Annotated in this window: 11 protein-coding genes and 1 pseudogene; 1 reads left to right on the plus strand and 11 read right to left on the minus strand. The window is 52.4% G+C overall.

Going from position 1 to position 14394, the window contains the following annotated elements; all coding sequences use genetic code 11:
- Positions 1 to 3: 3 nt before the first annotated feature.
- From mraY to mraZ, 7 genes are read right to left on the minus strand one after another with little or no spacing between them, the layout of a single operon-like run.
- The gene (gene mraY / locus DES54_RS02155; protein WP_113864978.1) at positions 4 to 1086 is read right to left on the minus strand and encodes a phospho-N-acetylmuramoyl-pentapeptide-transferase; all 1083 of its coding nucleotides are present in this window, start codon (positions 1084 to 1086) and stop codon (positions 4 to 6) included.
- Positions 1080 to 2441, minus strand: coding sequence for a UDP-N-acetylmuramoyl-tripeptide--D-alanyl-D-alanine ligase (murF, locus tag DES54_RS02160; RefSeq protein ID WP_113864979.1), 1362 nt, complete (start codon positions 2439 to 2441; stop codon positions 1080 to 1082). Before murF ends, mraY begins: the two co-directional genes overlap by 7 nt.
- The gene (gene murE, locus DES54_RS02165; RefSeq protein ID WP_113864980.1) at positions 2438 to 3925 is read right to left on the minus strand and encodes a UDP-N-acetylmuramoyl-L-alanyl-D-glutamate--2,6-diaminopimelate ligase; all 1488 of its coding nucleotides are present in this window, start codon (positions 3923 to 3925) and stop codon (positions 2438 to 2440) included. The genes murF and murE overlap by 4 nt, the downstream gene beginning before the upstream one ends.
- Positions 3912 to 5675, minus strand: coding sequence for a peptidoglycan glycosyltransferase FtsI (locus DES54_RS02170; RefSeq protein WP_113864981.1), 1764 nt, complete (start codon positions 5673 to 5675; stop codon positions 3912 to 3914). Before DES54_RS02170 ends, murE begins: the two co-directional genes overlap by 14 nt.
- Before the next feature lie 22 nt (positions 5676 to 5697).
- Positions 5698 to 6018 (minus strand): cell division protein FtsL, encoded by a 321-nt coding sequence (gene ftsL, locus DES54_RS02175; protein ID WP_113864982.1) that lies wholly within the window; start codon positions 6016 to 6018, stop codon positions 5698 to 5700.
- The gene (gene rsmH, locus DES54_RS02180; protein ID WP_113864983.1) at positions 6015 to 6956 is read right to left on the minus strand and encodes a 16S rRNA (cytosine(1402)-N(4))-methyltransferase RsmH; all 942 of its coding nucleotides are present in this window, start codon (positions 6954 to 6956) and stop codon (positions 6015 to 6017) included. Before rsmH ends, ftsL begins: the two co-directional genes overlap by 4 nt.
- 2 nt (positions 6957 to 6958) lie before the next feature.
- Complete coding sequence (gene mraZ, locus DES54_RS02185) at positions 6959 to 7417, minus strand: division/cell wall cluster transcriptional repressor MraZ (protein ID WP_113864984.1); 459 nt, start codon at positions 7415 to 7417, stop codon at positions 6959 to 6961.
- Positions 7418 to 8308: 891 nt separating this feature from the next.
- On the opposite strand from mraZ, the pseudogene DES54_RS02190 reads away from it, so the two are divergent.
- Positions 8309 to 8749, plus strand: a pseudogene (locus DES54_RS02190) (L-alanine exporter AlaE).
- A 62-nt stretch (positions 8750 to 8811) separates the two neighbouring features.
- Here the strand turns inward: DES54_RS02190 and cra are convergent.
- From cra to DES54_RS02210, 4 genes are all read right to left on the minus strand, one after another.
- Entirely contained in the window at positions 8812 to 9816 is a 1005-nt protein-coding gene (gene cra, locus DES54_RS02195) for a catabolite repressor/activator (RefSeq protein WP_113864985.1), read from the minus strand.
- A gap of 193 nt (positions 9817 to 10009) precedes the next feature.
- Positions 10010 to 10504 (minus strand): acetolactate synthase small subunit, encoded by a 495-nt coding sequence (ilvN, locus tag DES54_RS02200; RefSeq protein ID WP_113864986.1) that lies wholly within the window; start codon positions 10502 to 10504, stop codon positions 10010 to 10012.
- Positions 10504 to 12222 (minus strand): acetolactate synthase 3 large subunit, encoded by a 1719-nt coding sequence (ilvI, locus tag DES54_RS02205; protein ID WP_113864987.1) that lies wholly within the window; start codon positions 12220 to 12222, stop codon positions 10504 to 10506. Before ilvI ends, ilvN begins: the two co-directional genes overlap by 1 nt.
- Before the next feature lie 260 nt (positions 12223 to 12482).
- Positions 12483 to 14288, minus strand: coding sequence for an AMP-dependent synthetase/ligase (locus DES54_RS02210; RefSeq protein ID WP_113865014.1), 1806 nt, complete (start codon positions 14286 to 14288; stop codon positions 12483 to 12485).
- Between the last annotated feature and the right edge of the window lie 106 nt (positions 14289 to 14394).

Raw genomic sequence — 14394 nt, forward strand, 5'->3', positions numbered from 1 at the left:
TTTTTACCGTACCTTCAGCGTTGCCAGGCCAATCAGCACCAGCATCAACGAAATAATCCAGAAACGCACAATCACTCGCGGTTCCGGCCAACCTTTAAGTTCATAATGATGATGAATCGGCGCCATGCGGAAAATCCGCTGACCACGCAGCTTAAAGGACCCGACCTGCAAAATGACCGACAGCGTCTCAACCACGAACACGCCGCCCATGATGACCAGTAAGAACTCCTGACGCAGCAGCACAGCGATGGTGCCTAATGCGCCGCCCAGCGCCAGAGAGCCGACATCGCCCATGAACACCTGCGCCGGATAAGTGTTGAACCACAGGAACCCCAGTCCTGCGCCAACCATCGCGGTACAAACCACCACCAGTTCACTGGCGTGGCGGATATAAGGAATATGCAGATAACCGGCGAAGTTCATGTTCCCGGTTGCCCAAGCAACCAACGCAAACCCGGCGGCGACAAACACAGTGGGCATAATCGCCAGGCCATCCAGCCCATCAGTCAGGTTTACCGCATTGCTGGTGCCGACAATCACAAAATAGGCCAGCGCGATATAAAGCAGCCCCAACTGAGGCATGACATCTTTAAAGAACGGCACCACCAGTTGGGTAGCCGGCGTATCTTTCCCAATCGCGTACATGACAAAGGCAACCAGCAGCGCGATAACGGATTGCCAGAAATACTTCCAGCGCGCAATCAACCCCTTGGTGTCTTTACGCACTACTTTGCGATAATCATCAACGAAACCGACCACGCCATATCCCGCCAGAACAAACAACACACACCAGACATAGGGATTGGAGAGGTTGACCCACATCAGCACCGAAATAATGATCGAGGCCAGGATCATCACCCCACCCATAGTCGGCGTACCGCGCTTGCTGAAATGCGATTCAGGCCCCTCGTTACGGACAACCTGACCAATTTGCAAATGTTGTAACCAGGCAATCAAATGCGGTCCCATCCATAGGGAAATAACCAATGCGGTCAGCAGGCTGACAATAGCGCGGAACGTCAAATAGGAAAAGACGTTAAAGCCCGAATAAAGTTTGGCCAGATGCTCGGCCAGCCACACTAACATGTTGCATGCTCCTGTAATGCGTATACCACCTGCTCCATCGCTGTACTACGGGAGCCTTTGACCAGTACGCTGATAATTTTATGTTCAGATATCAGTCCGTTAAGACGAGAAATCAGCGCGGATTTATCCTTAAAATGTTCGCCGCCGCCGTTGGCGCGGCTAATCAGTTCACTCAACGTTCCCACACTTAATACTTTATCTATGCCAGCCACCCGTGCGGCTTCTCCAACCTGACGATGACATTCGGCGGCATCATCGCCCAACTCGCCCATATCGCCCACCACCATCACGCGGTATCCCGGCATATCGGCCAACACCTGCGCGGCGGCGGTCATCGATCCCACATTGGCGTTGTAACTGTCATCCAGCACTAACTTGCCGTCTGCCAGCACAATAGGGAACAACCGACCGGGAACAGCCTTAAGTTGCGCCAGACCGTTTTTTACCGCCGCCAGCGGTGCGCCGACCGACATCGCCAGCGCGCTGGCAGCCAATGCATTCGCCACATTGTGACGTCCTGGCAACGGCAAGTTAACATCCGTTTGCCCGAACGGCGTATGCAGATTAAAACGGGTGCCTTGCGCCGAGGATTGCTCGTCGCTGGCGAAAAAGTCGATATCGTCGGCCGCGTGTGGTGAAAAGCGCCATACCGTTTTGTGGTTCAACATCGTCTGCCAATGGGGAAAGTCATGACTGTCGGCATTGATAATCGCCACGCCGTCAGCCGGCAGCCCGGCAAAAATCTCCCCTTTTGCCTGCGCCACGCCAGCCAGAGAACCAAATCCTGCCAAATGCGCCGCCGCGAGGTTATTAACCAATGCCGTTTCGGGACGCACCAAATCGGTGTTGTAGGCGATCTCGCCAATATGGTTAGCGCCCAGTTCAATCACGGCGAACTGATGTACCGGCGTCAGGCGCAATAACGTTAACGGCACGCCGATATCGTTATTAAAGTTGCCGGCGGTGTAAAGCACATCGCCACATTGACGCAAAATGGCCGCCGTCATTTCCTTGACTGACGTTTTACCGGAAGAACCGGTCAACGCCACGACGCGCGCCGTTGATTGCTCTCTTACCCACGCGCCGAGCTTGCCTAACGCCAGACGCGTATCCGGCACCAGCAACTGTGGCGCCTCCACTGGTAAGCGCTTACTGACCAACAGAGCCGCAGCGCCGCTTTTTACTGCATCTAATGCATAATCGTGCGCGTCAAATTTCTCGCCTTTTAACGCGATAAACAGGCATCCTGCGGATAATTTACGGGTATCCGTCGATACCTCGTCGATATCAATGCTGTCGCCAATAAGTTGCGCGCTCAGCACGGAGGCAAGTTGTCGCAGGGAAACGCGAATCATACGATTACCCCCAATAAACGAGCGACGGTAATCCGATCCGAGTAATCCAGCCGACGATCGCCAACCAGTTGGTAATCCTCATGTCCTTTACCCGCCACCAGCACAACATCATGTTCCTGCGCTTGCATAACGGCGCTGGTCACCGCCTCGGCGCGACCGTGGATAACCTGAACGCGGCCCGCATCCAGTAACCCTGTCATAATGTCCGCCACAATAGCCTGCGGCTCCTCGCTACGCGGATTGTCATCTGTGATGACGACCCGATCGGCCAACTGTTCCGCGATGCCGCCCATCAAAGGGCGCTTACCTTTATCGCGATCGCCACCGCAACTAAACACGCACCATAACTGTCCCTGGCAATGTAAACGTGCGGCTTCAAGCGCTTTCTCCAGCGCATCCGGGGTATGGGCATAGTCCACGACCACCGTCGGTTTACCTTCGGCATGGAATACTTCCATCCGACCGCACACCGGTTGCAATTGCGCCCCGGCGGTAATCAACTGGCTTAGCGGATAGCCCAGCGACAGCAGCGTCGCCAACGCCAGCAGCATGTTGCTGACATTGAATGCGCCCATCAATTTGCTCTGAATCTCGCCTTGTCCCCAACTGGAATCGAAACGGATGGCGGCGCCATTGTCGTGATAATCAATCGCTGTCGCTTTCAGCCAGCGGCCACGACAGCCAGGCACCAGATTGTTTTCCAGGGTAACGGCGACCGCATCGGGTAACTTTGCCAGCCAGCGACGTCCTGTTTCATCATCCGCATTGATAATCATCTGCCCGACACGATGATCGGCAAACAGCGACCATTTAGCCGCCTCATAACTTTCCATATCACCATGATAATCCAGGTGATCACGACTCAGATTGGTGAAGATGACCGCCGCAAACGGTAATGCGGCGACCCGATGTTGCACCAGCCCGTGAGAAGAGACTTCCATCGCCGTGACGGTGGCGCCTTGATCGGCCAGTTGACTCAGCATCTGCTGGACATCCACCGCGGAACCGGTGGTATTTTCCGCAGGCACAACGCGCCCCAGCAAACCATTGCCCACCGTTCCCATCACTGAACTGGTATCACCCAGCGCCTGGCTCCATTGCGCCAGCAACTGCGTGGTGGTGGTTTTGCCATTCGTTCCGGTCACGCCGATTAATTGCACTCGCTCCGCCGGTTGTTGGTAGAAACGTCCGGCCAGCGCCGAAAGACGCTGATTCAAATTGCTCAGATAAACCACCGGCACACCGTGCATTTCACGCACAGCGCCATCGCCAGCCTCGCCTTCAGCCTCGGCGACGATTGCCGCCACGCCTTGCGCAATTGCCTGCGGAATATAGCGCCTTCCGTCCGTCTTATGGCCGACAACGGCGACAAACAGATCCCCGGCAGCCGCAGCGCGACTGTCTAATGTCATTTCCCGCAGCGCACACGCCGGCGTGTCTTGCACCCACGGCGCTAATAAATCGCGCAAATTACGATCTGTCACCTGACCCCTCTTTTCTATTAATTACAAACTCATTCTTGTCATCGGAGGGTAATGCATCAGGTTCTACGTTCATTGTGCGTAAAACCCCTCCCATGATGGCGCCGAATACCGGGGCCGAAACCGCGCCGCCGTAATATTTTCCTGCCTGCGGATCGTTGATGACCACGACCAGAGCAAATCTTGGATTACTGGCAGGCGCAACGCCGGCGGTGTAGGCAATGTACTTGTTGATATATTTACCATCCGGCCCGACCTTTTTTGCCGTACCGGTTTTTATGGCGATCCGATAGCCTTTGATAGCCGCTTTGGTGCCGCCGCCGCCTGGCAGCGCAACGCTTTCCATCATATGAACCACGGTTCTCACCAGCGCTTCAGGGAAAACACGCTCGCCGGGAACCGGTGGATCAACTTTGGTAATCGACAGCGGGCGGTAAACGCCAAAACTGCCGATGGTGGCGTAGACTCGCGCTAACTGTAACGGCGTTACCATCAGCCCGTAGCCAAAAGAAAAGGTGGCCCTCTCTATGTCAGACCACCGTTGTTTTTGCGGATATATGCCACTGCTTTCTCCGACCAACCCCAAGTTGGTCGTTTTTCCTAATCCAAAACGCGAGTAAGTATCAACTAACGCAGAGGAAGGCATCGCCAACGCCAGCTTTGAAACCCCGACGTTACTCGATTTCTGCAATACGCCGGTGAGCGTCAATTCGTTATAGCGCGCGACATCCTTGATTTCATGTCCATTAACGTAATAGGGCAAGGTATTAAGAACGCTGTTTTCTTTTATGACGCCACGCTGTAGCGCGGTCATCACCACCATCGGTTTAACAGTGGAACCCGGTTCAAAAATATCGGTAATGGCCCGGTTGCGCATAATGTCTTTCGGCGTACCCGCCAGATTATTCGGGTTATAAGACGGGCTGTTCGCCATTGCCAGCACTTCGCCGGTATTCACATCAACCAGTACCGCAGAGCCGGATTCGGCTTTGTTAAATGCGACGGCATTATTCAGTTCACGGTAGACCAGCGCTTGCAGGCGCTCATCAATGCTCAGCGCCAGATTGTGGGCGGCCTGGCTGTCTATTGAGGAGATATCCTCGATCACCCGCCCAAATCGATCCTTGCGCACCGTTCTTTCACCCGGTTGCCCGGTGAGCCAGCGATCGAAGCTTTTCTCAACCCCTTCAATACCTTGTCCGTCAATATTGGTGAAACCAATCAGTTGGGAGGTCACCTGACCTGAGGGATAGTAGCGGCGTGATTCCTGACGAAGATTAATGCCAGGTAATTTGAGTTTGTGGATATATTCGCCGATGGCGGGGTTAACCTGACGGGCAAGGTAGACAAAACGCCCATTGGGATTGGCGTTAATCTTGGCGGCCATCTGGTCGAGAGGGATTTCCAGCGCATCGGAAAGTGCTTTCCAGCGCGTATCCAGCGTGATGCCGCCGCGTTCATTTAATGCTTTCGGATCGGCCCAGACCGCATTGACCGGCACGCTCACCGCTAAGGGACGTCCGGCGCGATCGCTAATCATGCCGCGCGCGGTTGGCACTTCCTGCACCCGCAGGGAACGCATGTCGCCTTCGCGAACCAGTTGATCAGGGTTAATCACCTGGAGATAAGCCGCACGCACCATCAGAGCAACCATGGCCAGCAGAATACAGCTGCAAAGCAACGCGAAACGCCAGCTAACAAAGCTGGCTTGATCTTCCTGGCGCTTTAATCTTCCGCTACGGGCTGCTTTCATACTGTATTGGCTGCCTATTAATTCATTGCTTAACCACAATATTTTCCTGTGACGGATCGACATGCACCATTTGCAGTTTTTCCGTCGCGATCCGCTCTACGCGGCTATGATCCCCTAACGAGTTCTCTTCCAGAATCAGGTTACGCCACTCAATGTCCAGCGCGTCACGCTCCAACAGCAACTGTTCGCGCTCCGCCGTCAACAGCCGCGTCTTGTGCGCCGTTGTCACGACGAACACCGCCGACACCAACACCGCAATCATCAGCAACAAGGGCAACTTGGCATGGCGCAGCAAATCTTCGCCGATAACGCCGACCAACCCGTGACGCTCATTGCCTATCATGCTGGTAATCTCTCGGCAAATCGCAGGACGGAACTACGCGCACGGGGGTTTTCCGCGACTTCGTCAGCGGAAGGCATCATTTTCCCCACGGCTTTTAACGTTTGTCCGCCCTGACTACGCAACTGTTCTTCCGTCAGCGGCATACCTGCCGGTACTTGCGGACCACGGCTTTGATGACGGATGAAACGTTTAACAATTCGGTCTTCCAGCGAATGGAAACTGATCACCGACAAGCGACCTTGCGGCGCCAATACACTCAACGCCCCGTTCAATGCCTGTTCTATCTCTTCCAGTTCGCTGTTGATATAAATTCGGATGGCCTGAAAACTACGCGTCGCAGGGTGTTTGTGTTTTTCACGTATCGGGCTGGCGGCGGCAATCAGTTCAGCCAACGCTTTCGTCCGTGTCATCGGCTCGGTACGGTTACGCTCGACGATGGCGCGAGCAATCCGCCTGGCGAAACGTTCTTCGCCAAAAGTTTTCAATACCCAGGCAATATCATCGGCTTCCGCTTTCATCAGCCATTCGGCTGCGGACAATCCTCGTGTGAGATCCATACGCATATCCAACGGACCATCGCGCATAAATGAAAAACCGCGCTCAGGATCGTCCAACTGCGGCGAGGAAACGCCAAGATCCAGTAAAACGCCATCAATGCGGCCGGTCAGATCACGTTCCGCCACGTAATCCGCAAGGGCGGAGAAAGGACCGTGAATAATGGAAAAACGGGGATCGGCTATCGCGTTGGCGGCTTCAATCGCCTGAGGATCGCGATCAATAGCCAGTAAACGCCCTTCCGGCCCCAATTGGGTAAGAATAAGGCGAGAGTGTCCACCACGGCCAAATGTGCCGTCGATATAAATTCCGTTGCTGCGAATATTCAGACCGTTAACAGCCTCATCCAGCAGAACGGTGGTATGTTTATAATTTTCCAGCATGTCTATAGTGATAAGTCCTGCAATCGCTCAGACAACGGTTCCTGAGTCGATTGTTCAGCGTCGATATCTTCCCTGACCTGTCGATACCAGGTCTGTTCATCCCACAGTTCAAACTTGTTGAACTGCCCGACCAGCATCACTTCTTTTGTAAGACCTGCATGCTGCCGCAGCGTGCTCGCCAACAACAAGCGTCCGGCGCCATCCATCTGACACTCACTGGCATGCCCCAGCAACAAACGCTGAACTCGTCGTTCCGCTGGATTCATACTCGACAGACGGGAAAGCTTCTGTTCAATAATTTCCCATTCAGGCAGGGGATAAAGCAGCAGGCATGGCTGATGAAGATCAATGGTGCACACCATTTGACCTTGTGATTCCTCGTTCAGCGTTTCCCGGTAACGGGTTGGTACGGCAAGCCGCCCTTTGCTGTCGAGGTTAACCAGCGTAGCACCACGAAACATGCGTGAATTACCCCTTCGTAACCTTTTTCACCACTTTATCCCACAAATTCCCACATTGAAGAGTGTACGGAGGGTATTAAAACCTTGTCAAGCCAGAGCGGGCGTGCTTTGGAATTATTTCTGCATGATGTTGGGCTGTCATGAAGGTAAAAAAAATAACGGAAGAAGATTATTAAAGATTAACGTCATGAAAATTTAAGAGAAATTCACTAAATGAATAATATCGCGTATAGATATAGCCTTAATTTCACACTGCCCGATTAATTTTCCTGTCACAGGATGATACCAAATAGAAGGGTTTCCAGAATAGTCTTAGTCTGCCTAAAGCCTTGCATCACAAGGCTTTCACTTAATATGGATAATTATACAGCGGTTGTTGGCGCTTGCTCAAGGTCACATTTCTGACATTGGCTTCACCGATTCTCTGTTAATCAGTTGATTGACTTTAATTTACATTTTTTAACGCGTGAAATCAGTTAGCAAAAAAGGAAAAATTTATTTCTGGCCAGCACAGAATAAATAGGACGACTGCCATCCTTTACTTACTGCCGTCAATAAAGAGAGCAGGCTAATTATCTTTTTTTACTGCCCGTCCCCCGCTTCTTAAATATTATTATTCTTACCGCCGCACTCGCCGACACAATAAAAACAATCCATTGTAAAATAAAGATTTTTAAGCATACAAACGCGCTAAATAGGTAAAAAACCGGCAAATCGAATATAAAGTAGCGGAAAAGCTGACCATTGAGTCAAAAATAAATATTTATAGCTACTTATTAATTCATTAAGCAGTGATGTAGACTATGTTTAACTTATAAAGTAGAAATAAAACCTTTTTATAAGCATCATTTATTGGCTTTTATCCTATGCTTCATTCTGGAGTAAATTGGTATGTTTTCCCCCGCATCAAGATTGCGTAGCGCAACGGCAGATACCTTTGCCTTAGTGGTGTATTGCTTCGTCACCGGTATGATGATCGAGATCGCGTTGTCCGGCATGAGTTTGGAACAGTCGCTCTCTTCAAGGCTGCTATCCATCCCGGTCAATATTCTCATTGCCTAGCCTTATGGCATTTATCGCGATCGCATATTGCGTTTCGCTAAACGCCGTGGCGCCAATCATTTCATCGTGCGCAATCTTGCCGATCTATTCGCCTATGTCAGCTTCCAGTCTCCAGTCTATGTCGCCATTCTTCTGGCAATAGGCGCTGACTCCGCGCAAATACTGACGGCGGTTACCAGTAATGTTGTGGTTTCGATGGTGATGGGCATCCTGTACGGCTATTTTCTGGAATATTGCCGTCGGCTTTTCCGAGTAGCGGTCTCTGGTTGACGGACAGAGGAAGGAAGCAGCGCCATACACCAGGACGTATGGCGTCAGTTTAAAAGCGGAATTCAGAGTCGGCTGAGTGAACCGCGGCGATACAGATTGCGCCGGATACGATTCAGGCCCGGCTGCGGTCTTTTTGGTTCATCCAGACTTGCCAGCACCAACTCCAATGCACGCTCAGCCACCTCTCGATGACGCTGGGCGACAGACAATACCGGACACTCCAGATAATCCAGCAGTTCATTATCGCCAAAAGTTGCGATAGCCAGATTATTTGGTAAACGCCCGCTTTGTTTCAACGTCACATCCATCACCCCTTGCAACAGCGGGAAAGCGGTGGTGAACAGCGCCTTCGGCATAGGATGATCTTTAAGATAATCGGTAAACATAGCCGCCGCCGCGACGCGTTCATAACTGTTGGCGTAAAGGTAGCTGACTTCGCGGGGATCATCCGCCCATGCCTGACGAAATCCCTGTTCACGCAGAAAACTCACGGAAAGCTCCGGCAACGCGCCCAGATACAGTACGGACTCCGCCGGTACTTTTCTGAGCTCTTGCGCCAGCATCTCGGCATCCTCCAGATCAGCGCCCACCACGCTGGTGAAATGCTTACGATCCAATGCCCTGTCCAATGCGATAATCGGCAGGCTGTCATTCGCCCACCGTTGATAGAACGTGTGCTCAGGCGGTAGCGCCGTGGATACGATGATGGCATCAACCTGACGTTGCAGCAGATGCTCGATACAACGCATTTCATTATCAGGTTGATCTTCAGAGCAGGCGATCAGCAGTTGGTAGCCACGTTGCCGCGCCTGACGCTCCAGATAATTGGCGATGCGCGTATAACTGGTATTCTCCAGATCGGGAATAACCAGACCTATCGACCGCGTGCGCCCAGCACGTAATCCGGCAGCAACCGCATTGGGATGATAATTGTGCTCCCTGACGACAGCCATGACTTTTTCAACGGTCTTATCACTGACACGATATTGTTTGGCTTTTCCGTTAATCACATAGCTGGCAGTAGTGCGTGAAACACCCGCAAGACGAGCGATTTCATCCAGTTTCACGTTAACCCCTTAATAGGCCGGATAAATAAAATGGCGATGACCATAAGTTCATCATGGATATCGCGTAGATCTAACAGCAGAAGCTACCGAACGGCAACCGCTTTTATCACATATAGGATACAGCCATAAAAAATGAAGAGGCTCGATAGGATATTATCGAGCCTCTTAAAGGAAAAAGCAGCGAAAAAGCGGGTTAACGCATGATTTTATCGCCGCGGGCAACGCCAACGATACCGGAACGCGCCACTTCCACAATTTCCGCCACTTCACGCACGGTGTTCAAAAAGGCATCCAGTTTATCGCTGGTACCGGCCAGTTGGACGGTGTACAGCGAAGATGTCACATCAACGATCTGTCCGCGGAAAATGTCGGCGCAACGTTTCACTTCTTCACGTCCGTATCCGGTTGCCTGCAATTTGACCAGCATGATTTCACGCTCAACGTGAGATCCCTGTACCAATTCGCTCACGCGCAGCACGTCCACCAGCTTATGCAATTGCTTCTCGATCTGCTCCAACACTTTCTCATCACCGACGGTCTGAATCGTCATGCGAGATAGCGTTGGATCGTCAGTAGGCGCCACAGTCAGGCTTTCAATATTGTAGCCGCGTTGTGAGAACAGACCGACGACGCGTGACAATGCACCTGATTCATTTTCAAGTAATACCGATAAAATCCGACGCATCATCAGGTCCTCTCCGTTTTGCTAAGCCACATTTCATCCATCGCGCCGCCGCGGATCTGCATAGGGTAAACATGCTCGCTGCTGTCGATATGGACATCGACAAACACCAGCCGGTCTTTCTGCGCCAGCGCCTGCGCCAATTTGCTTTCCAGTTCATCCGGCGTATTAATGGAAATACCGACATGTCCGTAAGCCTCGGCCAACTTCACGAAATCCGGTAGTGATTCCATATAGGAGTTGGAGTGACGACCAGAATAAATCATGTCCTGCCATTGCTTCACCATGCCCAGGAAACGGTTGTTCAGGTTAACCACCACGATAGGCAAGTCATACTGCAATGCGGTGGACAACTCCTGAATATTCATCTGGATGCTACCGTCGCCGGTTACACAGATCACGGTTTCTTTCGGCAGCGCCAGTTTGATGCCCAGCGCCGCAGGCAGACCGAATCCCATAGTTCCCAGGCCGCCGGAGTTCACCCAACGGCGGGGCAGGTCAAAAGGATAATAGAGCGCGGCGAACATCTGATGCTGGCCCACATCGGATGCGATATACGCCTTACCGTCACTCAGGCGGTGTAGCGTTTCTATCACCGCCTGCGGCTTGATGCTGTCGCCTTCGGTACTGTATTTCAGACAATGGCGAGCGCGCCATTGCTCAATATTTCGCCACCAGTCGCACAACGCATCGAACTGCTGCGGGGTTTCGTCCTGGGCCAGCAATTCCAGCATCAGGCTCAGTACCTGTTTGGCATCGCCCACGATCGGAATATCCGCATCGACCGTTTTGGAAATTGAGGCGGGATCGATATCAATGTGCAGTACGGTGGCATCAGGACAATATTTCGCCAGATTATTGGTCGTGCGATCATCAAAGCGCACGCCGACGGCAAAAATAACGTTCGAATGATGCATCGCCATGTTAGCTTCATAAGTGCCGTGCATCCCCAGCATGCCCAGGCATTGACGATGCGTACCGGGGAAACCGCCCAGACCCATCAGCGAACAGGTCACCGGCAGATTGAGCTTCTCGGCCAACGCCAGCAGTTCCTCATGACAGCCGGAATTGATCACCCCGCCGCCGCTGTAAATGATCGGTTTTTCCGCCGCCAGCAGCGTTTGCAACGCACGTCGAATCTGTCCTTTATGTCCCTGAACCGTCGGGTTATAAGAACGCATGCTGACATAATCGGGATAAACGTAAGGCAACTTGTTGGCCGGGTTCATCACATCTTTCGGTAAGTCCACCACCACCGGCCCAGGACGGCCGCTGGATGCCAGATAAAATGCTTTTTTCAGTATCGTTGGTACATCTTCCGCCTGCTTGACCAGAAAACTGTGCTTCACGATAGGCCGGGAAATGCCCACCATATCGCACTCCTGAAACGCATCGTAACCAATCAGCGATGTCGCCACCTGACCAGACAGCACAACCATAGGAATTGAATCCATATAGGCTGTCGCAATACCGGTAATGGCATTGGTCGCGCCGGGGCCGGACGTCACCAGCACCACGCCGACCTCGCCCGTGGCGCGTGCATAACCATCAGCCATATGAACAGCGCCTTGTTCGTGGCGAACCAAAATATGTTCAATACCACCGACCGTATGCAAGGCATCGTAAATATCCAGCACCGCACCGCCGGGATAGCCGAACACATGTTTCACGCCCTGATCGATCAACGATCGGACCACCATCTCGGCGCCTGACAACATATCCATGGTTTTGCCTCTTAATACAACAGGGTTTGTAAATATAACTAATCAACATAACGCGAGATTATGACGTAGGCAAACGGCAAAAAACCATCCCGCCCCAGGATTCTAAGCGGGGATCAGCCGCAGGGAGGTCAAGATCTGAGATAAAACACTGAATAGCGGCCTCTGTGTTTAACGTATCTTCCACAAAGGCCATGAATTACAGCGCGAAATCTTGCGTCCCGCTATTTTCTGAGTAACCGCTTTTCCCGCTACGACAACCATCATGATTCAGGATACATGGCATCAATTTCCAACTGGTAGCGTTGGTTGATGACTTTACGACGCAACTTTAACGTTGGCGTAAGCTCTCCCTCTTCCATCGAAAACGGTGCGGGCAACAACGTAAACTTTTTCACTTGTTCGACACGGGATAACTCTTTTTGCATTTCGCGCAGACGCCGCTCGAACAATTCGATGATATGGCTATGGCGCAGCAGTTCCAGACGATCATGGTATTTCAGATTAACGGAGCGGGCATACTCTTCCAGCGCTTCAAAGCATGGCACAATCAAGGCGGAGACGTACTTGCGCGTATCCGCGATAATCGCGATCTGATCAATAAAGCGGTCCTGTCCCAACGTGCCTTCCAGATGCTGCGGCGCGATATATTTTCCACCTGAAGTCTTCATCAGATCTTTCAGACGTTCCGTGATGAACAGATTACCGTCCGCATCCAACTCGCCGGCATCGCCGGTTTTGAGCCAACCATCCCCGGTAAAGACCTCGGCCGTTTCCTGCGGACGATGAAAATAACCGCGCATCACCGTGGCGCCACGCACCTGAATTTCGTTATCCGCGCCAATCCGCACCTCAATCTCCGGCAAGGGCGTGCCGATCGATCCTAAACGGAAATGGTGCGCTTCCCAGCAGGAAACCGTCGCACAGGTTTCGGCCATGCCGTAACCGTATATGATGCGCACGCCCAGGGAGAGAAAAAACTGGATGATGTTGTCATCCAACCGTGCGCCCGCCGCCGGCATGAAGCGGATCTGTCCGCCCAAAAGCTGACGTAATTTACTGAGAACCAAACGATCGGCATAACGGTGCATAATTCGGTTGAATATGCCGGGACGTTTTCCCGTATTGTGCATCCGACAAACGGCGTCTCCCTGGGCGATGGCCCAACGGAACAGGTACTGGCGATACCAGGGCGCCTGCGCCACTTTTTCATGGACGGCGCTGTACACTTTCTCGTAGAAACGGGGAACCGCGCACATCAGGGTCGGTTTAACCGCCTGCATCGCCTCGCGAACCTGACTGGTATCGCTGAGGTACACATTCTGCGCGCCGCTATGCATGATAAAAAAACTCCACGCACGCTCGAATACATGGGATAGCGGCAGAAAACACAGCGAACGGTCGGCGTCGGATACACTCAGACGTTGATCATGCAGCCGGAGTTGCATCGCCATATTCGCGTAATCCAGCATCACGCCCTTGGGTTCGCCCGTAGTGCCGGAGGTATAAATCAGGGTGAACAGATCGCTGAGTTCACGGCTATCAATGCGGTTTTGCAGTTCGTTATGCCAGAAGGCTTCCCCGGCCTGGGATTCAAATTCACGCAGAGAAACGGCAATGTCGCAATTACGCAAATCCACGTCATCATCCAGCACGATGATGTTGCGCAATTGCGGACACGTATCACGTAACGCCAGCAACGCATCAAACTGCACCTGTCCGCCAACAAAGAGCGTGCGAATATCGGCGTCATTAATGATAAATGCGGCTTGCGACGCGGTATTGGTGGCATAAATCGGCACGCTGATGGCTCGCAGATGCAGCAGGGATAAATCCGCCAGCGTCCAGTTCATTGAGTTGTGCGAGAAAATGGCGACGCGCTCCTGCACATCCACGCCTAATTCCAGTAAAGCAGCGGCAATACGCCGAATACGCCGCCCCGCCTGTGACCAGGTAAGCTGTTTCTCTTCGCCTGGCGCCCATTCACGCAACGCGATATGCCCGGCGCAATGCGCGATCTGATGCTGTACCCGGTGTACCACATGGTATTGCTGTAAAAGATTGTTCATCGATAAAAAGCGACTCATTATCAATTCGTTGGCCGGAAATATTTCAGCGTACATTAGGTGTATTATTTCGGTGGGCAGTCTACCGTCATCGCTCGGAATCGCAACG

The sequence above is a fragment of the Brenneria salicis ATCC 15712 = DSM 30166 genome, from assembly GCF_003315515.1.
Taxonomy (GTDB): domain Bacteria; phylum Pseudomonadota; class Gammaproteobacteria; order Enterobacterales; family Enterobacteriaceae; genus Brenneria; species Brenneria salicis.

Coding starts and splice junctions, on each gene's coding strand:
- mraY (WP_113864978.1), bottom strand. CDS start 1,086: ATGTTAGTGTGGCTGGCCGAGCATCTGGCCAAACTTTATTCGGGCTTT.
- murF (WP_113864979.1), bottom strand. CDS start 2,441: ATGATTCGCGTTTCCCTGCGACAACTTGCCTCCGTGCTGAGCGCGCAA.
- DES54_RS02170 (WP_113864981.1), bottom strand. CDS start 5,675: ATGAAAGCAGCCCGTAGCGGAAGATTAAAGCGCCAGGAAGATCAAGCC.
- ftsL (WP_113864982.1), bottom strand. CDS start 6,018: ATGATAGGCAATGAGCGTCACGGGTTGGTCGGCGTTATCGGCGAAGAT.
- rsmH (WP_113864983.1), bottom strand. CDS start 6,956: ATGCTGGAAAATTATAAACATACCACCGTTCTGCTGGATGAGGCTGTT.
- mraZ (WP_113864984.1), bottom strand. CDS start 7,417: ATGTTTCGTGGTGCTACGCTGGTTAACCTCGACAGCAAAGGGCGGCTT.
- ilvN (WP_113864986.1), bottom strand. CDS start 10,504: ATGATGCGTCGGATTTTATCGGTATTACTTGAAAATGAATCAGGTGCA.
- ilvI (WP_113864987.1), bottom strand. CDS start 12,222: ATGGATATGTTGTCAGGCGCCGAGATGGTGGTCCGATCGTTGATCGAT.
- DES54_RS02210 (WP_113865014.1), bottom strand. CDS start 14,288: ATGAACAATCTTTTACAGCAATACCATGTGGTACACCGGGTACAGCAT.